This is a genomic window from Aquimarina besae, from assembly GCF_042434905.1.
Taxonomy (GTDB): domain Bacteria; phylum Bacteroidota; class Bacteroidia; order Flavobacteriales; family Flavobacteriaceae; genus Aquimarina.
Window position 1 is genome coordinate 5048175 of sequence record NZ_CP170199.1, and the last position, 23934, is coordinate 5072108.

The window sequence follows — 23934 nt, forward strand, 5'->3', positions numbered from 1 at the left end:
CGTATGAAAACTAACCTATATACTTTTCTACTTGTCATTATTACTCATAGCATATTTGCGCAAGTCTCGGATTTTGCATCTATAGATTTCACAAAAGCAGATAATATTGCTGGCGTGCATAAAGGAGCTTCTCTGGAAAATCTTCCGCTTCTTGCGCATCAACTTACACATAAGCTTCCGACAGAAGTTGAAAAATTTAGAGCTATCTATCTTTGGGTTTGTCAAAACATTAAGGGTGATAACCATCAGTTTACTAAAGTAAGTAGGCAACGACAAAAGTTACAACACGACTCCGTTTCATTTAGGAGATGGAATCACGAGTACAAAAAAGTTGTTTTTAAGAAACTACTTACACGTAAAAAAACAATGTGTACTGGCTATGCCTATCTTATCAAAGAACTATGTTATCTGGCAAATATCAATTGCGTAATTGTAGACGGCTACGGTAGATCAGTGGAATCCAATGTCAAAGAACTGAAAATAGCTAATCATTCCTGGAATGCAGTACGCTTGAATAACAAATGGTATTTATGTGATGCCACCTGGTCAAGTGGATATCTAAATGAATATAATTCTTTTGTAAAAGCTTATAACGATGGTTACTTTTTAACTGAACCCAATTTATTTGGAAAAAATCATTTTCCTTTAGAAGAAAAGTGGCTACTCACCAAAAGTGTAACAGCAAACAATTTTGTAAAGGCTCCGCTGATTTATGCAGAAGCCTTTAAAAATAACGTAACTCCTTTAGAGCCTCAAAACATGGATATTTTGATCAATAAAAATGATACGGTCACTTTTAGTTTTAAATCGGCCAATTACCTTTTGGATAGAAATATTGAACTAGTTCAATACCTGGGATCTGAAGAGAAAATATTAAAAATTGAAAACATCAAAAATGTCAATAATATCATCTCTATTGCGCATAGGTTCAAAAACAAAGGAACTTATGATACACATTTAAAAATTAATGGTGATATTGTGGCGACCTACACGATCAAGGTTTCTAAAAGCTAGCTACCTTTTTTCACTCGTTCTCTATGTAAAATTTAGTATCTTTTTTCATTGTTTTGAAAAAATACTAATACATTAAGCTTGTTATTTCGATACTTTAACAAGACCTAATCGTGACATCCAAAATCCGGCAATTGATAAAAACCTTACAAAACAATCCAAAACAACTTTTTCTTATCGATGGATTGGGAGCATTACTCACTATATTTTTTTTGACTTTAGTGCTAACTACATATTATGAGTTTATCGGAATGCCTAAAACTACATTGTACTATTTAGCATTCATTGTGGCGATCTATGCAGTCTATTCTTTCTCTTGTTATTTCATAAATCCCAATAAGTGGCAATTTCTTTTAAAGGTAATCGCGTTTGCTAATCTATCATATTGTATAATCACCATAGGATGTATCTATTATTTTTATGAAAACTTGACTATTTTAGGGCTTGCATATTTTAGTCTGGAAATCTTGATTATTTTTATTTTAGTGATTTTAGAGTTTAAAATTGCGAGCTAACAAGAGTTTATTAGTATTAACAATTGAAAATTATAATAGATGAAAACAATTTAAATTTGAAGAACATTAAAGTACTGTCCAAAAAACAACAAGCCTCCGTAAAAGGAGAATATGATTGGGAAGGTAGAAGACAAAGTTGCAATGTAACATTTCACTCAAGTCTTGGATTTGCTGCAGTGCACTATGCAAATGAGGCTGCTAGTAGATGTGGAGGTAGCTATTTGGACTATTATGTCATTTAAAAAATATCAATAAAAAACCTCACAACTCTATCTATTGCGAGGTTTTTCGGTTTTAAACAAACACATTAAATTATGTCTTATTATTATTTTCTGGGCAACATTACAGTTTCTAATGTATGAATCATTCCATTAGTCGCTTCGATATCCGTCTTCATTAAACGACCCGAATTACCGTTCTTATCGATTAAATAAATTTTACCTCGTTTCCTACTTGCTATTAATCTAGTTCCTCCCAATGTTCTTAGTTTCACACTTCCTCCTCCTTCGTTAATAGCTTTGATAATATCTTGCTCATTAATAGTTCCAGGAATAATATGACAGTTCATAATTGCAGTCATATCATCTTTGTTTTCAGAAGACATTAATTTTTCAATCGTTTCCTTCGATAATTTCTTAAATGCACCATTTAAAGGAGCAAATACAGTATATGTTTTTTGACCACTAAACTTTTCTGCATATTCTGAAGATTGAACTATTTTGTTCAATTCACTAAACCCTATATCGTAAGATATTAATTCATTGATGGTGGAAATATTAGTTTCCTTAGAAGGGATATCTGCTTGAGCAATCAACTTGTCATTCTCTAAAGACTTAGATTCTTTCTTAACGACAAGATCTTGACAAGATACAAAGGTGATAATGATGATGAAAACTAAAAAATTAAACGGGGTTCTATTTTTCATTTTTAAAATTGATTTTTATTAGCAATTCTCAGTTACTGATAACATTTTTATAATCAATGTATTACTTTATCGCAGGTTAAAACTATTGTAATTAACGTTAAGAAATGTTAATAAATGAGTATTCGTAAGAATTGAATTAGTAATCGTTTTTAACCACATGTGGTTGTACCGTAAAAGAACCTAATAGTACTATCATTAGTTAAATATCTTATTCCCATTAGAATGCATTAAAATGGTATTATCAACATAAAAACCTTATTTTTAACCTAATCATCATTATGTAAATTCATTAATTCCGGCTATTATGAAATTAAAATACTGTATTGTTTTTCTATTTTCGATGTTAATCTTACCATTCTATGGTCAACAAAAATTATCCAAAAACAAACAAGCGATCTTAGCGTCGATAGAAAAACATCAAAAAGAACTTATCAATATCAGCGATCAAATCTGGGCCTTGGCCGAAACAGCTTTTGAAGAAAATCAATCTTCAAAACTGTTAGCCGACTATGCAGAACAGCAAGGATTTACAGTTGAAAGAGGTGTAGCAGGAATGCCTACCGCTTTTGTAGCTACCTATGGATCCGGAAAACCAGTGATCAGTGTTTTGGGAGAATTTGATGCGCTACCTGGTATCTCACAAAAAGCACAACCTACAAAATCTCCATTGAACGATGGAGCAGCTGGACATGGTTGCGGACATAATCTTTTTGGAGCTGGCAGTTTAGGGGCCGCAATTGCCGTAAAAGAATTAATTGAAAGTGGTAAAATTAAAGGAACCGTAAAGTTTTTTGGTACTCCGAGCGAGGAAAAGTATTTTGGTAAAATATGGATGGTAAGAGATGGTTTATGGAATAATGTTGATGCCAATATCAGTTGGCATCCTTCTGCGTCTACCAAAGCAGACGTACAAAGTTCATTGGCCTTAGTAGATTTTAAAGTAGAATTTTTTGGACAAGCTGCTCACGCATCTGCAGATCCTTGGAATGGTAGAAGCGCCTCTGATGCTTTAGAATTATATACTACCGGAATCAATTATTATCGCGAACATGTAAAACCTACAGTTCGTATGCATTATCACATTCAGGATGGCGGACAAGTAGTAAATGTAGTTCCTGATTATTCTCGATTATGGATGCGTGTACGTGACACCAAACGATCCGGAATGATGCCCGTTTATGAACGTGTAAAGAAAATGGCAGAAGGAGCAGCAATTATGGCTAACGTGGATTATAAAATCTCGTTGATCTCAGGAATTTATGAAGTATTGGTAAATCGCGAAGGAGGAAAACTTATGCAAAATAACCTAGAACTCTTGGGTCCAATACAATATACAGATGATGAAATTGCATTTGGAAAGAAAATCCAAGAAGTAACCAAAAAAGAACAAGTAGGCATGGACAGTGTCATTACTCCTTTAGAAGAAACTAAAGAACATCCTGGTGGCGGTTCGACTGATGTAGGCGACGTAAGTTGGAACGTCCCCAATATTAATTTAGGCGTAACTACAGCCCCCAAAGATACACCCTGGCATTCATGGGCTGTTGTAGCTTGCGGTGGGATGAGTATTGGTCATAAGGGAATGTTATATGCATCAAAAGCTATGGCAATGACCATGACCGATCTGTATGAAAACCCTGAAGCTTTGAAAAAAGTAAAAGCTGAATATAAAGAGCGAAAAGGAGATGAAGTATATAAAGCAATAGTACCAGACGGACCACCACCGATTCCAGGCAATTCAAAAAAGTAATAAGATTAAAATTAATGAAGCGTTTTATAAAGAGAATCGCACTTGTTCTTTTGTTGGTAATTATTGCCTTTGTTCTTCATACTTTGATATCAACCGGTTATTTTAAAACTATTAAAAATAAATTTAAAGGTACCATTGTAAAAAGAATTCCTATTCCAGGCGCTGAGGATATCACCGTAAGTACAATCGATGATTTTGCAATAATCTCTTCCACCAATAGAGAAATTTATCCAGCTATAAAAGAAGAAAAAGGTGGATTATACCTGATGGATCTAAAAAATCAGAATTTTGACCTTACTCATCTTACCTCTTCATTTAGTAAACCTTTTGCTCCTCACGGAATTTCGATGATCAAAAAAGATAGTATCTATAAAGTAATGGCGATCAATCATACACCAGAAGGACATTCGATTGAGGTTTTCACTCTGAAAGATAAAAATCTAATCCATCAAAAAACGTTGACTCATCCTTTATTAATAAGTCCAAATGACATCGTACTCATCGATGAACATCGTTTTTATGTAACCAATGATCACGGATATCCAAAAGGATTTGGTAAAATATTAGAAGAATATCTCGGTCTTTCTATATCCAATGTACTATACTTTGATGGAGAAAATTATACGGAAGTGGCAGATGGAATTGCCTATGCCAATGGAATTAATTACGATTCCAACCGAAACTTATTATTTGTAGCATCTCCACGTGGTTTTTTGGTAAAAGTCTATACTAGAAATAAAGATGGCTCACTGGAATTTATAGAAGACATATCCTGTAATACAGGAGTAGATAATATTGAAATTGATACTAAAGGAAATCTATGGATCGGAGCACACCCTAATTTACTTAGATTTGGAGCTTATGCAAAAAGGAAAAAAGATACTTCTCCTTCAGAAATTATTAAAATTACATATCGAGGAAAAAAGGATTATCACATAGAAACTATCTATACTAATGACGGAAGCACTATGTCGGGATCTACAGTAGCAGCTCCTTTTGAAGACTTTATTATAACCGGCAATGTAATGGATGATCATTTCCTAATCCTAAAATCAAACAAATAATAGTTTAATACAATTAAAAAAACAAATATGAAAAAGAACGACTGGTCTCAACTGGAGTTGATAAATAATACCAATAGCCCAAAAAAGAAATTTGAACTTCACGTTGAAAATGAAATTATATTTATCGAATATATTCTCACTAAAGACAACTCCATTTATTTGACCCATACTGAAGTTCCGACCTCTATGGAAGGAAAAGGATTAGGAAGTGCCATTGTAAAAAAGACTCTTGATTACGTTAGAGAAAAAGGATATCAAATGATACCCCTTTGTCCATTTGTAGCTGCATATTTAAAAAAACATCCAGAAGCTGCCGACGGAATTTTAAAAGAGGGGTACTCGATTAAAGGCTAATATTTGATCTATTCCATCTAACAATTTCAATATACACTTTAGAAATCGAGTATTTCCATTTATACTTTAAATCGTATCTTTTTTGTAATCTATTCAGGCACCCAATCTACAGAAAATTTTAAGTAGATTTTCGTAGAATTTTTATACTAAAATGATAAAGAGTTTGTTTTACATCTAAATTTGATCGCTAACCAAATACGAAAAGTACGCAACATAATAGCACTAACAATCCTTTTGAAGAAAGTAAACTACTATGTTACAAACTCTTGGCCACATGAAAAATCACTTACTTTGCTATCTGCTATTGTTACTATCGATATCGACTGTAAAAGCTCAAATCTCTGGAACCGTTAAAGATCAGTCAGGAAACCCAATCGAAAATGCCTTGGTCTGCGATGCTAATAACGTAACAAACTATACCAAAACTGATGAAAATGGAGATTTTGATTTGGATACCGGAAATAGCAGCACATTCCTTAGGATTGGTGCATTAAAATACGAAACCGTCAAATCTACCTCACAAAGAAATATTATTCTTGCTCCAGATCCTTTGCTTGAAAATGACGAATATCACATCAGTTTTGATCATTTAAGAGTGGGAGACACATATACCGAAAATGAACTAAAAAAAGATTTTCCTACGTCTAATGGGATTGGATTTTATGACGGTCAAACAATAAATGGACAAAAAGACGAAACGCAGGATAGAGCATCCGTAGACTACGAACATAGTATTGATCCCGGCGGAGTTTCCTTAAAGGTAAAATATCCAAAAGGGTTGCTAAAAACAGGTGATTCTGGTATTGATACCAGAATACCGTTAATGAATACCTTTAAAGATAATTATTATCAATCTTCTGATTTATATCTATCATATTGGATAAGGTTTAGTGACGATTTTGACTTTAGCCTGTGCGGTGGCAAATTGCCAAGTCTTGGCGGTTCTGACCCAAATACTCCTGATGGAGAGCGTGATCGCAATCGATGGAAAGGTCGTATTATGTTTAGAAAAGGAGGAGCTATACAATTTTATATGGAACTGCCGGGTGAACAAGAACCTGCTGATGAAGCAGCGAATCAAGACGAAAATGAATTACGGTTTTGGGGAGATCGTGTAGTGGATGGCTCAGATATCTGTTCTTTTGAATATGAAAATTATCTCCGCGCACAGGGATGGCATAATATCGAATTACATTATGTACTAGAAAGTTCTCCTAATGGCAACGATGGTCTGTTTGAAGGATGGGTAGACGGTGTGAATTATGATTTTGTTGGATCAGATTACTTTAATTACTACAGAAACCCTACAGAAAGCAGGGAAAACATAACTATCAATCACATATTAATTTCTACTTTTTTAGGCGGATCCGATGTAAATGACTACGCTCCAAAAGATAAAGATTATTATGTTTGGTTTGATGAGTTTAGAGTGTCTGATCAAAGAATTAACGAGTGGGAATTTTATACAAACCCTTTATCCGTAGAAGAGCATAATACCATATCTAACATCAAAGTTTACCCAAATCCCAGCTTAGGATTCTATAACCTTCCTAAAAAGACAAGCTGGATAGTTTATGACATTTCTGGAAAAGAAATTTCGAGAGGTAATGGTAACTCTGTTGATTTGACGGGACATTCAAAAGGGGTATACTTTTTAAAAATGGAAATCTCTGATGTTACTTTAAAGCTAGTACTGAAATAAAGTAATAATAAATCAATAAGAATATAAATATTTCATCAATCTAATTATTTAGCATTTTCCAAAGCTGGTCTTTCAGCTCTTGCAAACCTTGTTGAGCTACAGAAGAAATAAACAAATAGGGTACATTAAGCTGTATGTCCAGTTCAGATTTGAGTTCGGCTTTTAGTTCATCGTCCAGCATATCACATTTGGAGATTGCAATTAATCGTTCTTTATCTAATAAATCCGGGTTGTACCTTCGTAATTCGTCTAATAATATTTCATACTGTTCTTTGATATCCGGTGCATCTGCGGGAACTAGAAATAGTAATGTAGAGTTTCGTTCGATGTGCCTCAAAAAACGATGTCCAATACCTTTTCCTTCTGCAGCACCTTCAATAATTCCCGGAATATCGGCCATAACAAATGTCTGAAAATCTCTATATTCTACGATTCCTAGATTAGGTTTGAGTGTTGTAAACTCATAATCCGCAATTTTGGGTTTTGCAGAGGTAATTACTGATAATAAAGTAGACTTTCCTGCATTAGGAAAACCAACTAATCCAACATCTGCTAATATTTTTAGTTCTAACGTAATATCATACTGCTGTCCTTCGATGCCGGGCTGTGCATATCGGGGAGTTTGATTCACAGAACTTTTAAAGTGCCAATTACCACGACCTCCCATTCCGCCTTCTGCGATGATAATTTCCTGTCCTTCTTCGGTAATCTCGTGCAGTATATTTTGGGTTTCAGTATCTCTAATTACAGTACCCAAAGGAACATCCACGTAGACATCTTCACCATCAGCACCGCTACTGCGATTTTTACTACCATGTCCTCCGTGTTCTGCTCTAAAATGACGCTTAAATTTAAGGTGATATAAAGTCCACATATTTGGATTTGCCCTAATGATCACGTGGCCTCCACGACCTCCATCACCACCATCGGGACCTCCTTTGGTAATGTATTTTTCTCTATGTAAATGCGCAGATCCTTTACCTCCGTTTCCAGAAGTAACATGTAATTTTACATAATCTACAAAATTCCCTTCAGTCATAATTCTCTATACTATTTCTGTATACTCGTCATTCAAAAAACAAAATCCTAAATTTATTTCTTATTCATTGCTTTCATTACCTCCAAATTCAATTCATCAATAATAGAAATCCATTCAGTTTCACCTTTTGGCTTACCAAATATTTTATAATCCGCTACGGCTTTTTTTGAATTGAGATCAACATGTAGTTCCATCAATTCATACGTATCGCTAATGATATCCAACTTGTATTTAAATCTTTTAACTTTCGCTTTTAACTGATTTACTTTATATAATCTACCCAATGCTATTTCAGAAACTTCATTTTCATATACATAACAAACCAAAAACTGTTTCCCTGCATTCAAATGAAGGTATGCTTTTACAGACGCACGAAGTCTAAACTTTTCAAGATCTTCTGGGTTATCACAAAAATTTAGAATAAGATTAGCAGCACCTTCTGCACTATTTTTTAGATCTTCTGAAAGTTCTTCAATCGGAATTTCACGATACTTTTTTGTACAAGCCAAAAAACTAACTGTTACCAGAACAAATATTAATTTCTTGACCATTGATTTAAATTTACAAATTATCTATCACACTGCTAAGACGTTCCGTGATCTCACTGATACCTCCTACTCCATCAACTCCAAAATACTTATCTTGTTTTTGATAATAATTTTTAAGGATTGCGGTTTCATCGTAATATACTTTAATACGATTTCGAATCACACCTTCATCCGCATCATCAGGACGTCCTGAAGTTTTTCCTCTTTCTAACAAACGTTTTACCAATACCTCATCATCAACTTCTAATGCTACCATCGCACTTACTTCTGCTCCTTTAGAAGACAATAATTCTCCTAAAGATTCAGCCTGGGCTTCTGTTCTCGGGAAGCCATCAAAAATAAAACCTTTAGCTTCCGGATTTTTATCTACTTCGGCATTAAGCATATTGATCGTTACCTCATCCGGTACCAATTGTCCCTTATCGATATAAGATTTTGCCAGTGTTCCCAGCTCTGTAGCATTTTTTATATTGTATCGAAATACATCTCCGGTAGAAATATGTACCAGATCATACTTTTCTTTTAAAACTTCTGCTTGTGTTCCTTTTCCTGCTCCCGGAGGTCCGAATAACACTAAATTTGTCATGTTGTTTTGTTTTAATTGGTAAACATCTGTAAGATTACGTCCCAAACCATTGTAGTCCAGTCCATACCCTACTATAAATTTATTTGGGATCTTAATCCCTATATAATCTATACTTATTTCTTTGGTATATGCTTCAGGTTTAAAAAATAATGCTGCGATTCTCATCTCTTTGCAGCCTTTATCCTTAAACATTTTTGTCAATTGTACAATCGTATTGCCGGTATCAACGATATCCTCCAAAACTATTACGGTTCTTCCGGTGATATTCTCTTTTAGCCCGATAAGTTCCTGAACACTCGAAGTAGTTTCTGTACCATCATAAGAAGCAAGTTTTACAAAACTTATTTCACACTCATGATTAAATCTTTTCAATACTTCGGATGCAAACATAAAAGCGCCATTTAACACACCTACAAAAAGAGGTTTTTTGTCTGATAAATCTTCATTAAGCCTATCAGCTAATGTATCTATTGCTTTGTTGATTTTCTCTTCAACAATAAAAGGCACAAATTGTAAATCGTGAAGTGTAATCATGTTAGTTTGAGAGTATCTCAGTATACATTTTGTTTTTAAAGCGGCAAAGATAGTGATTACAAACAAGATTTAAGACAGATATTAACTGCATTTACTCTCTAATATTGCGGTTTTTACTTATTAAAAATTTATTTTTGTTGCCTAAGGCAAATTAGATACTCCAAAAAATGACAAACTATTTTTCGTCAGACTTTAAGTTAGGTATTTTAGGTGGTGGTCAATTAGGCAAAATGATGCTCTACGAAACCCGAAAATATGATATCTGCACTTATGTTCTGGATCCCAACCCCGACGCCCCTTGTAGAATTGCCTGTGATCACTTTCAGCGTGGTGATCTGATGGATTACGATACCGTATATAATTTTGGTAAAAAAGTTGATGTACTTACTTTCGAAATTGAAAGTGTAAATGTAAAAGCATTGGCGAGACTTGAGCGAGAAGGAAAGAAAGTATATCCTGATTCTAAGACATTAGAAAAGATACAGAATAAAGGAAGACAAAAACTTTTTTATAAAGAACAAGGAATCCCAACTGCTGATTTTACACAGTTTTCCAACAAAGCACATCTTGCAGAAGGGATCACTAGTGGTAAAATAAAGTTACCTTTTGTTTGGAAAAGCACACAAGGGGGTTACGATGGTAAAGGAGTTTCGATTATCAGAACAGGAGCTGATATTGCAAAGCTACCGGATACTGAATGTATTGCCGAAAAGTTAGTGGATTTTGAAAACGAACTGGCAGTAATCGTGGTTAGAAATCCTAAGAATGAAATCAAGACATATCCAGTGGTAGAAATGGAATTTCATCCTGAAGCCAACCAAGTTGAATATGTAATCTGCCCTGCTAGAATTGACGATAAAATCGCAGAAAAAGCGCGAAAGATTGCTACTGATGTATCTAAAGCCTTTATGCATGTAGGAATATTGGCCGTAGAAATGTTTCAGACAAAAAATGGTGAAATTTTAGTTAATGAAGTCGCACCAAGACCTCACAATAGTGGTCACTACAGTATAGAAGCTAGTTATACAAACCAATTCGAACAACATATCAGAGCTATTTTGAACTTACCATTGGGAGCTACAGAAAGTAAAGTAGGCGGGATTATGGTCAATCTTGTAGGTGCTGAAGGACATACCGGAGATGTGATTTATGAAAATATTGAGACTATTATGGAATTGAAAGGTGTGACTCCACATATTTATGGAAAAAAACAGACCAGACCTTTCAGAAAAATGGGGCACGTTACTATTGTTCACAAAGATATTGCAGAGGCTCGCAAAATAGCCGAAAAAGTAAAGAAAACTATCAAAGTAGTGAGTAAATAAGTTAGACTCTGATTATTTTGAAAACGGAAAGCGATATTTTAAAAGAAAATAGAAATCATATTATTTACTGTAGCACTAAGATTTTTAGGTTTGAATAATAACAAATAAGAAATAAACAACAACATTCATGAGTAAAGTAGGAATCATTATGGGAAGTACCAGTGATCTGCCCGTAATGGAAAAAGCGATCGACGTTTTAAAAGGTTTTGATATAGAAGTTGAAGTCGACATAGTATCTGCACATCGTACCCCTGAAAAATTATTTGATTACGGAAAAAATGCCCATACCAGAGGAATATCGGTCATTATTGCCGGAGCAGGTGGAGCAGCACATCTTCCGGGTATGGTGGCATCTCTATCCCCACTACCAGTCATAGGGGTTCCTGTAAAATCCAGAAACTCTATTGATGGTTGGGATTCTGTCCTTTCCATATTACAAATGCCTGGCGGAGTTCCTGTAGCAACCGTAGCTTTAGATGGAGCAATGAATGCTGGTATTTTGGCTGCTCAGATCATCGGGGCATCCGATTCCTGTGTCTTAGACAAAATTCTTATTTATAAAGAAGGTCTCAAACAGAAAGTAATCGAAGGAGCTAAACAAATTAAAAAATAACATACGAAATTATGGTATAAAAAAAGAGTCGCTCCTCAGCGACTCTTTCCAATATCAGGTCTTACAATAGAATATAACAATATTTATTAACCAACTTAAATATATTACACAAAAAAATTCATCGTAAGACCATACTCTTAAAACCTGACACAAAGGTAAACCCTTACTTTAATTACGCAATAATTATCTGTCAAAACTTATTAACATTTTCGATAAAAATCTGTTTATATCGACGAAATGCATTAAATTTTTCCTTATTTTATCTTTTCCCACGATAAAAACGATCCGTTCTAGGCACGCTGATCAAAAAACTAGCAACTTTAATCTAAAAATGAAAAAAAAAGAGCTACTATAATTGTAGCCCTTTCAATATATTTGACTTCACAAAGATTACTTATTGTTACCATACCCCTATAGCAATAATGTAATATATTCTTTGTTTAGTCATTACTAATAAACCGATTCAAATATATCCCCTGGGGATACCATAATAATAAAAGACAATGCTATAAAAAGATGAATTATCGTCAAAAAACACGTTTTTTCGACAAATAACCATCGAATATTAAAAGAAAACATCATACTACAATGAAAAATCCCTTATTAGAATTATTTGACCTTGCTCCTTTTTCACACATACAATCAGAACATTTTTTACCGGCCATCCAAAATGCTATTAAGATTGCCAAAAACGAAGTAAATGCTATTGTAGAAAATTCGACAGCCCCTTCTTTTGAAAACACAATTGAACAATTGGAATATAGTGGTGAATTGCTGGACCGAGTAACAAGTGTATTTTTTAATCTTAATAGTGCAGAGACTAATGAAGAAATTCAAAGGATAGCACAAGAAGCCTCTCCTCTACTCTCTGAGTTTAGAAATGATATTGCATTAAACACGGACCTATTTAAAAGAATTGAAACTGTTTACCTTAAGAAAGAATCACTAAACCTAACTCCTGAACAAGATACATTATTAGAAAAAAGATATAAATCTTTCTCAAGAAATGGTGCCAACCTACCTGCTGACAAGAAAGAACAACTAAGAAAAATTGATAAAGAACTTGCACAACTGAGCCTGACATTTGGAGAAAATGTATTGGCAGAAACTAATAAATTTGAGACGTTATTAACCGATGAATCCGATGTATCTGGTTTACCTGAGGGTGCAAAAGAAGCTGCCAAAGCACTTGCCGATTCCAAAGATAAAAAAGGTTGGATGATCACGTTGGATTATCCCAGCTACATTCCGTTTATGACCTATGCAGACAACAGAGAACTTCGTAAAAAACTAGCGCTAGCATTTGGCTCTAAAGGGTTTAAAGGTGATGAATTGGATAATCAGGAAAATGTGCTTAAAATTGCCAAGCTGCGTCACGAACGTGCTTTGGTTTTAGGATATACATCTCACGCTAATTATGTACTGGAAGAGCGTATGGCAGAGACTCCCGAAAAGGTGTTCTCTTTTCTGAATGAAATTCTTGAGAAAGCGAAACCGGCAGCAGAAAGAGAGTTTAAGCAATTAGAAAACTTTGCAAAAGAATTGGACGGAATTGATCAATTACAGAAATGGGATGGAGCTTATTATTCAGAAAAATTAAAACAAAAACTATTTGATCTTGATGACGAAAAACTAAAACCTTATTTCAAACTAGAAAATGTTATTCACGGTGTTTTTCAAGTAGCTTCTAACTTATTTGGATTACACTTTAAAGAAACGGATCAAGTAGACAAATATCACGAAGAAGTAAAAACTTACAATGTTACCGATACAGATGGTAATTTTATTTCAGTCTTTTATGCAGATTTTCATCCAAGACCAGGAAAACGAAATGGTGCCTGGATGACCTCCTACAAACCACAAATGCGAAAGGACGGTAAAAACATAAGACCCCATATTTCTATTGTATGTAATTTTACTAAACCTACGCCAAGCAAACCATCTTTGTTAACGTTTAATGAAGTAACTACTTTATTCCATGAGTTTGGACATGCATTACACGGTATGTTAGCGGATACTACCTATCCTGGTTTATCTGGAACCAGTGTACATTGGGATTTTGTAGAGCTACCCAGTCAGGTATTAGAAAACTGGTGTTACGAAAAAGAAGCCTTAGAACTATTTGCTAAACATTATGAAACCGGCGAAGTAATCCCGATGGAATTGGTACAGAAAATTAAAGAATCTTCTACATTTATGGAAGGAATGGCAACCCTGCGTCAATTAAGTTTTGGACTACTGGATATGTCTTGGCACGCTAAGGATCCAAGAGACATAGGAGATGTAAAAACACACGAGAAAAAAGCTTTTGAAGGAACTTCTCTTTATCCTGATGTTGCAGAAAATTGTATGAGCACTTCTTTTTCTCATATTTTTCAAGGAGGCTATTCTGCTGGATATTACTCGTATAAATGGGCCGAAGTATTGGATGCAGATGCTTTTGAGTATTTTAAAGAAAATGGCATTTTTAATAAAGAAGTGGCTACTAAATTTAAGGATAATGTTTTATCAAAAGGAGGAACAGAGAGTCCAATGGTTTTATATAAACGTTTCCGTGGTCAAGAACCAAAACCAGAAGCGCTATTAAAACGTGCAGGGTTGATTAAATAACTAACTTTCTATAACTAATAGTAAAAAAAGGTGCCTCAAAACTGAAGCACCTTTTTAGATTAATGTTTTACGTCAATATTTCGATTTATTTTGGGATTATTGAATTACTAATTTTCGCACGGCTAATTTTTCTCCTTCGCTTTCTATCCTAATCAAGTATATTCCTGATCCCAACGATAAATTACTGGCAGAAATAGTATTTACTCCTGAACTTAACTGGATTGTAGCTGCTTTTTTTCCTAAAATAGTAAATACAGTTGCTGATATATTCTTATTATCTGTTCCTCTAACATTTAAGATAAAACTATCCTTTGCAGGATTAGGAGCAATGGTTATAATAGAAGAATCTAATTCATCCTCATTACCTAATATTGGGGTTTGCTTTCCAAAATCCACAACCGCTGTTGACGACCTTGCACAAGATCCTTCATAAATTTTTACATTGGAGAAAACAGATGTATTACCACTTCCTGCATCATTATCATTTACAAAAACAAGTCGGTCCATAGCACCTGTATAAAAATCCCCAACGGGAATTACATAGGTCGCAGTGCCACCGGCATAATTATCATAGTTAGTTAAGCCATAGTTCTGAGTACCATGAACCTTAAAATACCTATTAGATGTTAAAGTATTATCATTCTCAAAACCAATACCGTGAATCTCTCCTTGAGAAGAACTACTAAAATCAAATGCTAACACTGTAGATGCAGTTACATTATAATTTAAAGAAATATATTTCCAGGTATTATTTTGCATGGATAATCCGGCCCCCGCACTCACTACGGAGTAATCGCCTGCAGAATCCTGATTAGAAAACCCTGAGATTGTAAAATCATTAAAGTTCAATGCTACGCACGGATCTGGATCCGGATCTACTGTAGATTCCTTAACCTCAATATTATCAATAGCAATATCACCTTGCCAGCTACTTCCTGTAACAGCTCTAAATCTCAACCATACCGTTGTTCCTATATATGAAGAAAGGTCTATATTGGCTGTATTCCAATTACTTCCCTGAGATCCTGATCTGCTGAATACGTTAGCATAATTTACTCTATCTTCTGTTACCTCTACGGTAAAACTTCCTATATTATCGCCTTGCATATGATATTGAAAACTTAACGTAGCAGAAGACAAACCATCTAATTGTAGGCAAGGTGAAAATAAGTTTGCTCTTTTATTCGGATATCCAGAACCATTTCCTGAAGCTTCTACATACATATAATAAGAACCTTCTGCAGCATTACCCGGTCCTGTACCATTAGATGGTGTACCATTAGTATCTTTAGTCCAGTCCAAATCATCATCCACACCTTGCAGCCATCCACTCAATGCCCCTTCAAATCCTTCTTGATACGGATAATTAAAAACAGTATCCGCACAAGCATCGCCTCCCCCATCGTTTACTCCATTCCCTATTTCTATCAAATACTCAAGAGCCAGTTTACAAAATTTGGCTGCGTGTGTTGCATTTGGTGTAGGAGATCGATCAAAAGTATCTCGTGTGGTATGGATATTAGGGTTACTTTGGTTAAAAGTTGCTTCAAAAGGAAATGCTACATTATATCCTTCTTGTGCCCAGCTATAATGATCAGAACAACCATAGTTACATCTGGATGTTCCATAGGTAAGAGCGTGTGGTCCCGATGCGTTATAATAATTCATTAACTCTATTAAAAAGTCATTTAAAGTATCGTCATTATATGAATCCGTAGAAACATACACATCGTTAGTTGATCCTTTATAATTAGTCATATCCAGTTGCATATAACTAATTACATTTACGTTTCTGTTACGATAGTCTTCTGCTATTTCTCTGGATCCTCTAAGGCCGACTTCTTCTGCCGCAAAGGCCATAAATTCCATCGTTCTTTTCGGTTGAAAATTCATATCAAACAGCACTCTTGCCGCCTCGGTAATGGTAGCGATCCCTGAAGCATTATCGTCCGCGCCAGGTGCATCATTATTAGTCCCGCCGGAGGTAGAATCGATGTGACCACCAATAATTACAAATTCATCAGGTTTTTCAGTCCCCGTAATGGTCATAATAAGAGAAGGCATATTGGTACTGCTATGATTTACCAAACGGACAGATACATCATTTCTTCCTCCGGCAAGATTCTCCCATTTTGTTTTGAGATCCATAACTGCTTGTGTTGCGCTACTTTTAGTATGATAGCGAGTGCCATAATCCTCAAGTTCCAGAATTTGATTGGCAATATTTAGATTATTGACCAAATCTAAACTCTGCAGCACTAATTGATCCTGTGTAATAGAAAAGCCACCTGCAAGCTTTTGGGATATTCTTGTTTGTTCTAAAGAAGACAAAGCTTTTTTCTTAGAACTTTGATAAATAAATCCCGGACCGTGTACCAGCACTTTGTGGTGTAATTCGTGAGCAGCTTGGTCACTTAGCATCACAGCACTGTATCCATTTTTGGATTGTATGATTTTGATGTCTTCAGGGTGATTTTTTTGAAGTGCAAAAGCATCTTTTGTTTCCATCGTAGCATAAAACATATCTGATGGCTGTTGTGCATAGCCGAGATTTAAGCATAGGCACAGTACTACTGTTAAAAAAATAAGGTTGCATTTTTTCATTTTAAATGAGTTTGTGTTAGACTATTAACTTACACAAAATCAAACTATTAACAAAGCGGTGAATCCGTAAAAAAACAACTGCACTAACATCTGTTAGTGTATGGTTTTAACATAATTAACAAAATAAACTTTCATTAATTATTGAAAGTTTAAAATTTATTATATATTTGTTCTATGGATTACACAGAAGCAAAAGATAAATTTATATCTACTTGGGGAGCATTAGGAACCTTATGGGGCATTAATAAAGCGATGGCACAGATTCACGCATTATTATGGATTTCGCCAGAACCACTTTCCATGGAGGATATTATGGAAGAATTGCATATCTCCCGTGGTAATACCAGTATGAACCTTCGTCAATTGATGGATTGGGGTATTGTTTTTAAAGAAAGTAAACCTGGTGAACGAAAAGAGTATTTTGTATCTGAAAAAGATGTACAGGAGCTTGCCAGACAAGTAGCCAAAGAACGTAGCAGACGCGAGATTAAACCAGTGATAAAAGTATTACGAGAAGTATCAGGTATCGAAAGTGATGGAACCGAAAAGACAGAAGAATTGATCAAACAAACTAAGGCCCTATATGAACTAGCAGACAACGCGGATACTATGATGAATAAAGTAGTAAATCAAGAATCTAATTGGATCACAAAAACCTTGATGAAACTAATTAAGTAAATTATAGAATATATATCATTAGAAGAGGAAGGAAGTGATTCCTTTTCTTTTTCAAATTATATTTCAAAAATTATTGAAACTTTAAAACTATTAGAATTATGAAAACTATACATAACATTAACAAATGGAGTTTTATCATCACTTTACTGCTTTATGCTACAGTATACTTCGGATTGTTAGCACAGATACTGCTTGGATTTATTCAAGTTGTTTTGGCAATTATCGTGTCATTAAATTGGAAAAATTTAAACCGTAAAGTAAAGCATCTTCTCTTTATTTATTGGGGCTTAATTCCTACATATGGTGCGCTTTGGCTTACAAATGCATTTAATACTAACAACGATATTATACTGATTCTTTTATTCTGTTTAATCCCAATGAGTATTGCTGCATACTTTGTATACATAACTTACGAAATTAAAAAGTATCAACAAATGACCAAAAATAAGCCCATTTTTTCTTAACTAAAAAGATGTTTTATGAATACTACACTTCCACTCCTACGCAAAATCAGATTTCAAAAATCTAACAAAGAGAACCTAATTGATCTCTATAATGAGGCTACAGAAGATTACGAATTCTGGAGCAAGGATTTCAATATGCATTTTGGATACTATATTCCTTTTAAAACAACCCTCTTTAAAAGAGATACCATGCTTAACGAAATGAACAATCAAGTGTTTAATAGATTACATTTCAACAAAAAGAATGGACTGATTGCAGATTTAGGTTGTGGAATTGGTGGTACGATGAGATATGGTTTACGCAAATATCCACGTCTTAGTGTTATCGGGGTTACACTTTCTCATTTTCAGGTTCAGGAAGGCAATAAAAGATTCCAAAACATGAACGGGTTGATTCTGGAAGAAAACTATTGCAACACTTCTTTTGCCGACGGCAGTTTTGATAGTGCATACGCGATTGAAAGTTTATGTCATTCTGGTCATAGTAAGGAAGCATTGGGTGAAGCCTATAGAATCCTAAAACCAGGAGCAAAATTTGTCATTGCGGATGCTTTTCTAAAAAAAGATGAAGAGCAATTATGTCAGGGAAGTCATTACTGTTATGATCAACTTTGCAAAGGATGGAGTCTGGAAGGATTGGGCAGTATACAGCGAGTTAAAAAATCTTTAAAGGAAGTTGGTTTCAAAAACATCATCGTAGAAGATATTTCTTTTAGAGTAGCACCTTCTGTATTGCACGTGCCCTTTGCGATAACCGGTTTTATTTTTAAAAAACTATTCAAGAAAGAAACGCTAAAACCCCAAAGTTGGAAAAACCTAAAAGGATCTCTGTTTGCGCTACTATCAGGTTTGCATATGAAAAGCTTTGGCTATTATATCATAACAGCAGAAAAATAGGGAATGAATATCGGTTTCAGAACATATCAATGGATGTACATCATCATCGCTACCGTACTATCGACAGTCGTATTGTTTTATTACGCAAAAGCACTTCCTGAATTGATTCCTAATGATAATTTAACCAAGGAAATGATCATGTGCTCGGGTCAACTATTGTGGCAAGGAAGTATCATACTCATTTTTATAAAGAGAAAACTTCATACCTATTTATCTCATATGATTACGGTTTCTCTATTAGGTTCGTTAGCCTTAATTCCGTTGATATTTTTGTTTCAAAAAGATCCAATATCAATAGAGATCCGAATTCTTTTATTCCTACTAGTGGTTTTAGCAATGATTATAGAGCACGCAAGAAGAGTAAAAAAACTAGCATTACCATCTTATTTAACCATTACCTGGATAACATATAGAATCCTGTGGTTACCCATATTATTATTTTAATTTTAAAGAATATGAAAAAACTAATTATAGCAGCTGGAACAGGTTTCTTAGGAAACGTTTTGGTCGAGTACTTTAAAAATAAAGCAGAAACTATTGTGATCCTTACTCGTGGAAAAAATAAATCCATCGAAAACATCAAATATGTGCATTGGGATGCTAAAACTCTTGGAGCATGGAATCAAGAGCTTGAGGGTGCAGATGTTCTTATCAACATGACAGGAAAATCTGTTGATTGCCGATATCATCAAAAGAACAAAGATCTTATTCTTTCTTCCAGAATAGATTCCACGGCGATTTTAGGCAAAGCTATTCTTACATGTGAAAATCCGCCTAAAGTTTGGCTCAACTCATCTACAGCTACCATCTATAGACATTCTTTGGATAAAGAAATGGATGAAATCGATGGTGAGATCGGAACTGGTTTTTCTGTAAACGTAGCTACTAATTGGGAAAACACTTTCTTTTCTCAACCGACACCAACAACAAGAAAAGTAGCGTTACGAACTTCTATAGTTTTAGGAAAAAACGGTGGTGCATTACCACCCATACTCAATTTAGTAAAAATAGGTTTTGGCGGAAAACAAGGAAAAGGAAACCAAAAATTCAGTTGGATTCATGAAACAGATTTTGCCAGAAGTCTGGAATTTATTATTGAAAATCCAGCAATCGAAGGTTCTGTTAATATTGTTGCTCCTAAGCCAACAGATAATAATGGTTTAATGAAAACCTTACGAACTGTTAAAAAAATTCCATTTGGTATACCTCTCCCCAAACCATTGTTGGAAATTGGCGCTATACTGATTAAAACAGAAACCGAATTGATTTTAAAAAGCAGAAATGTTATTCCAAAAAAGCTTCAGGATCACGGATTTCAATTTCAGTATCCCAACCTTACCGACGCTATCATCAACTTAACATTGGACTCATGACTAAAATTCAATTGATCACGAATATCGAAGCACCCTTAGAAATTGTTTTTAATGCTGCCAGAAGCATTGATCTCCATATGGATTCTGCAACGCATACAAAAGAGAAAGCTATTGCCGGAAAAACTTCTGGATTGATTGACCTATATGAAACTGTCACCTGGAGAGGCAAACATTTTGGACTTTATCTAACACATCAAAGCAAAATAACATCCTTAAGATTTCCAACCTACTTTATAGACAAAATGGTTCGTGGTCATTTTAGTAGTTTTAAACATCAACATGTTTTTCAAGAAACCTCAACCGGAACGGAAATGATTGATCTTTTGGAATACAAAACTCCTTATGGTTTTTTAGGAAGGCTTTTTGACCGATTATTTTTAAAGAACCATTTAACTCAATTCCTTTCTACAAGAAACCAATTTATAAAAATGAAAACCGAGGAAACAACATAGTATAATTAAGAGTTTACCTGAAAAGTAGTGATATCAACTTTCTGAACTTACCTTCTTGGGCAATTCCGGCGGAGCCCTATTTATGACCGCCATTTCTCATTAATAGTATCTAGCTCATTCAGTGAGTAATCTATCAAATAACCTTTCCAGGTAAACAACTCCCAATTATAATCTTCCCAGATTTTTATGCCACCTTACTCATCAATTCCAAAACAATAAATACGCACTTCTCCCGATGTGCCCATAATATTATTTGCTTCTACACCTTTATAAATTGGTTGGAAAGCGTATTCACCAGGCATTAAAGGAGGCATAACTATCTCATAAAGATTTCCTTCTATTTTTTTAAGTTTCGGTGTAATAAGGTGTTGACTGATATCCTTACTTCCTCCTCCCATAGAATTTCCTTTTTGTATGAAGCGTCTGTATTTTTTCCGTTTTTTAACGATATCCGCTTTGGATATTACCACGATATCAAACGGATCAATTTCTTCGTCCAGCGATATAATAAATTTTGGTAACTGATTAGGTTTAAATCTTACGCTAGCATATTTACTATTAAAAATGGTTAAGTATTGATTAACTCCACCGTATCCAAATCCGATAGCTTTGGCTTCCATTTTTGCTCCTTTGCGCTCAAATGAAGTTACATTTCCGTTCTCAATAAAATATGGAACAAAGTTTTTTTCAACTTCTTGCGCTTGCATTGCGGATACCAATAGCAGTTGAATTGCGATAAGCAATGTAATTTTTTTCATGACTTTATTTTTAAAATGATTTACACAAACATAAAGTCATATTCATATCCAAAAAATACCCAATTACCGGTATTTTGTAAGATCTCTTTAACAAATTCTTCTACAATTCAATGGTTTAAACCTATTTGAGATTCAACTTTTTATCCTATTTTTGAGGAAAAGAGCTCATAAACTATGCCTACACACACGATAGACCCTAATTTGTGGATAGATAAATACAGTGATTATTTATTTAATTACACAATAGTTAGGGTTGACGACAGAGAAATTGCACAAGACCTAGTGCAAGAGACCTTTTTTGCCGGTCTTAAATCCATGAAAAACTTTAAAGGAGAAGCTAGCGAGCGAACTTGGCTTATTTCAATCCTTAAAAGAAAAATCATTGATCATTACAGAAAAATAAATAGTAACAAGGGTAAGGCAGAAGTGCGCATGAACTATGCTAACGATGGCGAAAGTGAAGGAGATTGGCTTGAAGAAAGAGTAGCTGATCCTTTTGACCAAAATGCCGAAGGAGAGATTGAAAACAAAGAGCTGGGAGTTGCCATTCATAATTGTATTGGCAAATTACCCGAAAAGCAAGCTCGTATTTTTTCTATGAAAACAATACAAGGATTTGATACAGAAGCAATTTGTAATGAATTCGATATTACTGCGTCTAACCTATGGGTAATCATCCATCGTGCTCGTACCGCGATGGCAGAATGCCTGGAAAAAAACTGGTTTTAAATACACATGAGTACAGGAAACAAAATATTTGTAAGTTGTGAAGATGCAAATCACATCTGCGATAAAAGTCAATATAAAGAGTCTTCTTTTTGGGAAAAAGTAAAATTAAATATTCATTTAATTTATTGTAAGGCTTGCAGAAAATATACGGCTAAGAATACGAAATTAACCAAATTATTCAAGGATCCTAATGTTGTTAGTATCGACAAATCAGCTAAGGATGCAATGAAAGAGCAACTAAAGAAAAAAATGTCTGAACAAAATTAAAGTAAGAAAGTCCCCAAGTAATATTTAACATTGTAATGAAAACAAACAATACTCTTTTAATTTCCTGTGAGCAGGCAAAGTCTATATGCGATAAAAATCAGTATGGCGAAGCTTCCCTAATAGAAATTATCAAATTGAATATCAGATTACTGTATTGCCAGGTAACCAGAGCATACTCTAAGAGGAATACGCAGCTTACTAAGACAATAAAAAAATCTAATATTCAAGTGATTGAAGCTTCTATAAAACAAGAAATGAAAGAACAATTACAGAAAAAGTTAGCCAAGTAGATGTTGTAGAAGAGCAAATAGAAACAACCACATAATCGGAATACTCTCTACCCAAAAGGAACAGAAGTATTCCGATTGTTTTTTATCTGTAGCCCACAAAAACAACAAACTAATAATAGTAATAACGATAGTGCTTATAATTTCGGTGGCGTAAAGTTCATCTTTAAAAGCTGTAAGCAATAAAAAAATGACCAATAAAGCACTTCCAAAAACCTTAGTCCTTGTAATACCAATTTTTTGAGGAATCGTTTCCAACTCCTTTTCATCATAAGGTAAATCTCTAATCTCAAAGGGCAACATAATCACCACAATAAATATAAAACGTTGCATGATTTCTACATTCATATCAAAACCAAAACTTCCTTCTGCATAGACAACTGGTATAAATGCTGTGATTCCTGTCCAGGTAGCAGCGATGATGAAAATTTTAATTCCTGCTACACTTCTCAGGTTTTTCTTATTTGGAAAAACAGGCGCAGCATAAAGAATGGTTAATACAATAAAGGGAGACATATACATCCAGGTATCAAGTGATACTTGATATCCAAAATACATATACAAAAAAGCACAAATAATTGTAAGTATTCTGATACCGGTCATGGATTTAGTTAGTCGCCGGTGATATAATTTTGAAATATTAGCATATTTTACAAAGTTGTATGCCACAATTGCACCAACAAAACTGAAATAAATATATGTATCCCCTCCTAAAATTTCGAACTTTAAAAAAGTTAGTTTTACCAAAGCAGCTATCGCTAATGCGACATGGATACTACTGTTTATATAAAAACTAAATATACTTTTTAAGGTTTTCACGTTTCAAAAATAGGGGAATCTGTTAATAAC

Annotated in this window: 26 protein-coding genes; 19 read left to right on the top strand and 7 right to left on the bottom strand. The window is 34.4% G+C overall.

Annotated elements, in window-relative coordinates:
* The first annotated feature begins 3 nt into the window (after positions 1 to 3).
* The 3 genes from ACE94K_RS22380 to ACE94K_RS22390 all read left to right on the top strand — a co-directional run bounded on the left by ACE94K_RS22380 (position 4) and on the right by ACE94K_RS22390 (position 1768).
* Positions 4 to 1014 carry a transglutaminase domain-containing protein gene (locus ACE94K_RS22380; RefSeq protein WP_378177918.1) on the top strand — a complete coding sequence of 337 codons (1011 nt, stop codon included), beginning with the start codon at positions 4 to 6 and terminating at the stop codon, positions 1012 to 1014.
* Positions 1015 to 1145: 131 nt separating this feature from the next.
* Positions 1146 to 1526, top strand: coding sequence for a hypothetical protein (locus tag ACE94K_RS22385; RefSeq protein ID WP_378177921.1), 381 nt, complete (start codon positions 1146 to 1148; stop codon positions 1524 to 1526).
* A gap of 56 nt (positions 1527 to 1582) precedes the next feature.
* Positions 1583 to 1768, top strand: coding sequence for a hypothetical protein (locus ACE94K_RS22390; RefSeq protein WP_378177924.1), 186 nt, complete (start codon positions 1583 to 1585; stop codon positions 1766 to 1768).
* A gap of 83 nt (positions 1769 to 1851) precedes the next feature.
* Here ACE94K_RS22390 and ACE94K_RS22395 read toward each other — a convergent pair whose 3' ends face one another.
* The gene (locus ACE94K_RS22395) at positions 1852 to 2451 is read right to left on the bottom strand and encodes a fasciclin domain-containing protein (protein WP_378177927.1); all 600 of its coding nucleotides are present in this window, start codon (positions 2449 to 2451) and stop codon (positions 1852 to 1854) included.
* Between the two features lie 340 nt (positions 2452 to 2791).
* On the opposite strand from ACE94K_RS22395, the gene ACE94K_RS22400 reads away from it, so the two are divergent.
* The 4 genes from ACE94K_RS22400 (at position 2792) to ACE94K_RS22415 (ending at position 7321) form a co-directional block, all read left to right on the top strand.
* Positions 2792 to 4201: an amidohydrolase gene (locus tag ACE94K_RS22400; protein ID WP_378184346.1), complete on the top strand. Its 1410-nt coding sequence runs from the start codon at positions 2792 to 2794 to the stop codon at positions 4199 to 4201.
* 14 nt (positions 4202 to 4215) lie between these two features.
* Positions 4216 to 5265: a strictosidine synthase family protein gene (locus ACE94K_RS22405; RefSeq protein WP_378177930.1), complete on the top strand. Its 1050-nt coding sequence runs from the start codon at positions 4216 to 4218 to the stop codon at positions 5263 to 5265.
* 27 nt (positions 5266 to 5292) lie between these two features.
* Positions 5293 to 5619, top strand: coding sequence for a GNAT family N-acetyltransferase (locus ACE94K_RS22410; RefSeq protein ID WP_378177933.1), 327 nt, complete (start codon positions 5293 to 5295; stop codon positions 5617 to 5619).
* 274 nt (positions 5620 to 5893) lie between these two features.
* Positions 5894 to 7321, top strand: a complete 1428-nt coding sequence (locus ACE94K_RS22415; RefSeq protein ID WP_378177936.1) for a polysaccharide lyase — start codon at positions 5894 to 5896, stop codon at positions 7319 to 7321.
* A 40-nt stretch (positions 7322 to 7361) separates the two neighbouring features.
* On the opposite strand, the gene obgE is transcribed toward ACE94K_RS22415, so the two are convergent.
* From obgE to ACE94K_RS22430, 3 genes are read right to left on the bottom strand one after another with little or no spacing between them, the layout of a single operon-like run.
* Positions 7362 to 8360, bottom strand: a complete 999-nt coding sequence (obgE, locus tag ACE94K_RS22420; RefSeq protein WP_378177939.1) for a GTPase ObgE — start codon at positions 8358 to 8360, stop codon at positions 7362 to 7364.
* Between the two features lie 53 nt (positions 8361 to 8413).
* Positions 8414 to 8911, bottom strand: coding sequence for a hypothetical protein (locus ACE94K_RS22425; RefSeq protein ID WP_378177942.1), 498 nt, complete (start codon positions 8909 to 8911; stop codon positions 8414 to 8416).
* Between the two features lie 10 nt (positions 8912 to 8921).
* Complete coding sequence (locus ACE94K_RS22430; RefSeq protein ID WP_378177945.1) at positions 8922 to 10028, bottom strand: adenylate kinase; 1107 nt, start codon at positions 10026 to 10028, stop codon at positions 8922 to 8924.
* Between the two features lie 167 nt (positions 10029 to 10195).
* On the opposite strand from ACE94K_RS22430, the gene ACE94K_RS22435 reads away from it, so the two are divergent.
* The 3 genes from ACE94K_RS22435 to ACE94K_RS22445 all read left to right on the top strand — a co-directional run bounded on the left by ACE94K_RS22435 (position 10196) and on the right by ACE94K_RS22445 (position 14576).
* Positions 10196 to 11353: a 5-(carboxyamino)imidazole ribonucleotide synthase gene (locus ACE94K_RS22435; protein ID WP_378177948.1), complete on the top strand. Its 1158-nt coding sequence runs from the start codon at positions 10196 to 10198 to the stop codon at positions 11351 to 11353.
* A 127-nt stretch (positions 11354 to 11480) separates the two neighbouring features.
* Positions 11481 to 11966, top strand: coding sequence for a 5-(carboxyamino)imidazole ribonucleotide mutase (gene purE, locus ACE94K_RS22440; RefSeq protein WP_378177951.1), 486 nt, complete (start codon positions 11481 to 11483; stop codon positions 11964 to 11966).
* Between the two features lie 588 nt (positions 11967 to 12554).
* On the top strand, positions 12555 to 14576 hold the full coding sequence (locus tag ACE94K_RS22445; RefSeq protein ID WP_378177954.1) for a M3 family metallopeptidase: 2022 nt from the start codon (positions 12555 to 12557) through the stop codon (positions 14574 to 14576).
* A gap of 96 nt (positions 14577 to 14672) precedes the next feature.
* On the opposite strand, the gene ACE94K_RS22450 is transcribed toward ACE94K_RS22445, so the two are convergent.
* Positions 14673 to 17180, bottom strand: a complete 2508-nt coding sequence (locus ACE94K_RS22450) for a M20/M25/M40 family metallo-hydrolase (protein ID WP_378177957.1) — start codon at positions 17178 to 17180, stop codon at positions 14673 to 14675.
* Positions 17181 to 17354: 174 nt separating this feature from the next.
* Here ACE94K_RS22450 and ACE94K_RS22455 point away from each other — a divergent pair, with 174 nt between their 5' ends.
* The 6 genes from ACE94K_RS22455 to ACE94K_RS22480 all read left to right on the top strand — a co-directional run bounded on the left by ACE94K_RS22455 (position 17355) and on the right by ACE94K_RS22480 (position 21044).
* Complete coding sequence (locus ACE94K_RS22455; RefSeq protein WP_378177960.1) at positions 17355 to 17858, top strand: GbsR/MarR family transcriptional regulator; 504 nt, start codon at positions 17355 to 17357, stop codon at positions 17856 to 17858.
* A gap of 98 nt (positions 17859 to 17956) precedes the next feature.
* On the top strand, positions 17957 to 18322 hold the full coding sequence (locus ACE94K_RS22460) for a hypothetical protein (RefSeq protein ID WP_378177963.1): 366 nt from the start codon (positions 17957 to 17959) through the stop codon (positions 18320 to 18322).
* 15 nt (positions 18323 to 18337) lie between these two features.
* Positions 18338 to 19219 (top strand): methyltransferase domain-containing protein, encoded by an 882-nt coding sequence (locus ACE94K_RS22465; protein ID WP_378177965.1) that lies wholly within the window; start codon positions 18338 to 18340, stop codon positions 19217 to 19219.
* 3 nt (positions 19220 to 19222) lie between these two features.
* Positions 19223 to 19663 carry a hypothetical protein gene (locus ACE94K_RS22470; protein ID WP_378177968.1) on the top strand — a complete coding sequence of 147 codons (441 nt, stop codon included), beginning with the start codon at positions 19223 to 19225 and terminating at the stop codon, positions 19661 to 19663.
* Between the two features lie 11 nt (positions 19664 to 19674).
* The gene (locus ACE94K_RS22475) at positions 19675 to 20592 is read left to right on the top strand and encodes a TIGR01777 family oxidoreductase (RefSeq protein ID WP_378177971.1); all 918 of its coding nucleotides are present in this window, start codon (positions 19675 to 19677) and stop codon (positions 20590 to 20592) included.
* Positions 20589 to 21044 carry an SRPBCC family protein gene (locus ACE94K_RS22480; RefSeq protein WP_378177974.1) on the top strand — a complete coding sequence of 152 codons (456 nt, stop codon included), beginning with the start codon at positions 20589 to 20591 and terminating at the stop codon, positions 21042 to 21044. The genes ACE94K_RS22475 and ACE94K_RS22480 overlap by 4 nt, the downstream gene beginning before the upstream one ends.
* Before the next feature lie 194 nt (positions 21045 to 21238).
* Here the strand turns inward: ACE94K_RS22480 and ACE94K_RS22485 are convergent, their stop codons facing one another.
* Positions 21239 to 21802 carry a hypothetical protein gene (locus ACE94K_RS22485; protein ID WP_378177976.1) on the bottom strand — a complete coding sequence of 188 codons (564 nt, stop codon included), beginning with the start codon at positions 21800 to 21802 and terminating at the stop codon, positions 21239 to 21241.
* A gap of 174 nt (positions 21803 to 21976) precedes the next feature.
* Between ACE94K_RS22485 and ACE94K_RS22490 the strand changes: the two genes are divergently transcribed.
* From ACE94K_RS22490 to ACE94K_RS22500, 3 genes are read left to right on the top strand one after another with little or no spacing between them, the layout of a single operon-like run.
* Positions 21977 to 22531, top strand: a complete 555-nt coding sequence (locus ACE94K_RS22490; RefSeq protein WP_378177979.1) for a sigma-70 family RNA polymerase sigma factor — start codon at positions 21977 to 21979, stop codon at positions 22529 to 22531.
* Positions 22532 to 22537: 6 nt separating this feature from the next.
* Positions 22538 to 22798 (top strand): glycine dehydrogenase, encoded by a 261-nt coding sequence (locus ACE94K_RS22495; protein WP_378177981.1) that lies wholly within the window; start codon positions 22538 to 22540, stop codon positions 22796 to 22798.
* 35 nt (positions 22799 to 22833) lie between these two features.
* Positions 22834 to 23088 carry a hypothetical protein gene (locus ACE94K_RS22500; protein ID WP_378177984.1) on the top strand — a complete coding sequence of 85 codons (255 nt, stop codon included), beginning with the start codon at positions 22834 to 22836 and terminating at the stop codon, positions 23086 to 23088.
* On the opposite strand, the gene ACE94K_RS22505 is transcribed toward ACE94K_RS22500, so the two are convergent.
* Positions 23077 to 23904: a hypothetical protein gene (locus tag ACE94K_RS22505; protein WP_378177987.1), complete on the bottom strand. Its 828-nt coding sequence runs from the start codon at positions 23902 to 23904 to the stop codon at positions 23077 to 23079. The two genes, ACE94K_RS22500 and ACE94K_RS22505, sit on opposite strands and share 12 nt — an antisense overlap.
* Positions 23905 to 23934: the final 30 nt, after the last annotated feature.

Coding starts and splice junctions, on each gene's coding strand:
- ACE94K_RS22495 (WP_378177981.1), top strand. CDS start 22,538: ATGAGTACAGGAAACAAAATATTTGTAAGTTGTGAAGATGCAAATCAC.
- ACE94K_RS22435 (WP_378177948.1), top strand. CDS start 10,196: ATGACAAACTATTTTTCGTCAGACTTTAAGTTAGGTATTTTAGGTGGT.
- ACE94K_RS22405 (WP_378177930.1), top strand. CDS start 4,216: ATGAAGCGTTTTATAAAGAGAATCGCACTTGTTCTTTTGTTGGTAATT.
- ACE94K_RS22450 (WP_378177957.1), bottom strand. CDS start 17,180: ATGAAAAAATGCAACCTTATTTTTTTAACAGTAGTACTGTGCCTATGC.
- ACE94K_RS22460 (WP_378177963.1), top strand. CDS start 17,957: ATGAAAACTATACATAACATTAACAAATGGAGTTTTATCATCACTTTA.
- ACE94K_RS22475 (WP_378177971.1), top strand. CDS start 19,675: ATGAAAAAACTAATTATAGCAGCTGGAACAGGTTTCTTAGGAAACGTT.
- ACE94K_RS22470 (WP_378177968.1), top strand. CDS start 19,223: ATGAATATCGGTTTCAGAACATATCAATGGATGTACATCATCATCGCT.
- ACE94K_RS22455 (WP_378177960.1), top strand. CDS start 17,355: ATGGATTACACAGAAGCAAAAGATAAATTTATATCTACTTGGGGAGCA.
- ACE94K_RS22415 (WP_378177936.1), top strand. CDS start 5,894: ATGAAAAATCACTTACTTTGCTATCTGCTATTGTTACTATCGATATCG.
- ACE94K_RS22500 (WP_378177984.1), top strand. CDS start 22,834: ATGAAAACAAACAATACTCTTTTAATTTCCTGTGAGCAGGCAAAGTCT.
- obgE (WP_378177939.1), bottom strand. CDS start 8,360: ATGACTGAAGGGAATTTTGTAGATTATGTAAAATTACATGTTACTTCT.
- ACE94K_RS22445 (WP_378177954.1), top strand. CDS start 12,555: ATGAAAAATCCCTTATTAGAATTATTTGACCTTGCTCCTTTTTCACAC.
- ACE94K_RS22490 (WP_378177979.1), top strand. CDS start 21,977: ATGCCTACACACACGATAGACCCTAATTTGTGGATAGATAAATACAGT.
- ACE94K_RS22380 (WP_378177918.1), top strand. CDS start 4: ATGAAAACTAACCTATATACTTTTCTACTTGTCATTATTACTCATAGC.
- ACE94K_RS22465 (WP_378177965.1), top strand. CDS start 18,338: ATGAATACTACACTTCCACTCCTACGCAAAATCAGATTTCAAAAATCT.
- ACE94K_RS22395 (WP_378177927.1), bottom strand. CDS start 2,451: ATGAAAAATAGAACCCCGTTTAATTTTTTAGTTTTCATCATCATTATC.
- ACE94K_RS22485 (WP_378177976.1), bottom strand. CDS start 21,802: ATGAAAAAAATTACATTGCTTATCGCAATTCAACTGCTATTGGTATCC.
- ACE94K_RS22400 (WP_378184346.1), top strand. CDS start 2,792: ATGTTAATCTTACCATTCTATGGTCAACAAAAATTATCCAAAAACAAA.
- ACE94K_RS22480 (WP_378177974.1), top strand. CDS start 20,589: ATGACTAAAATTCAATTGATCACGAATATCGAAGCACCCTTAGAAATT.
- purE (WP_378177951.1), top strand. CDS start 11,481: ATGAGTAAAGTAGGAATCATTATGGGAAGTACCAGTGATCTGCCCGTA.
- ACE94K_RS22430 (WP_378177945.1), bottom strand. CDS start 10,028: ATGATTACACTTCACGATTTACAATTTGTGCCTTTTATTGTTGAAGAG.
- ACE94K_RS22410 (WP_378177933.1), top strand. CDS start 5,293: ATGAAAAAGAACGACTGGTCTCAACTGGAGTTGATAAATAATACCAAT.
- ACE94K_RS22425 (WP_378177942.1), bottom strand. CDS start 8,911: ATGGTCAAGAAATTAATATTTGTTCTGGTAACAGTTAGTTTTTTGGCT.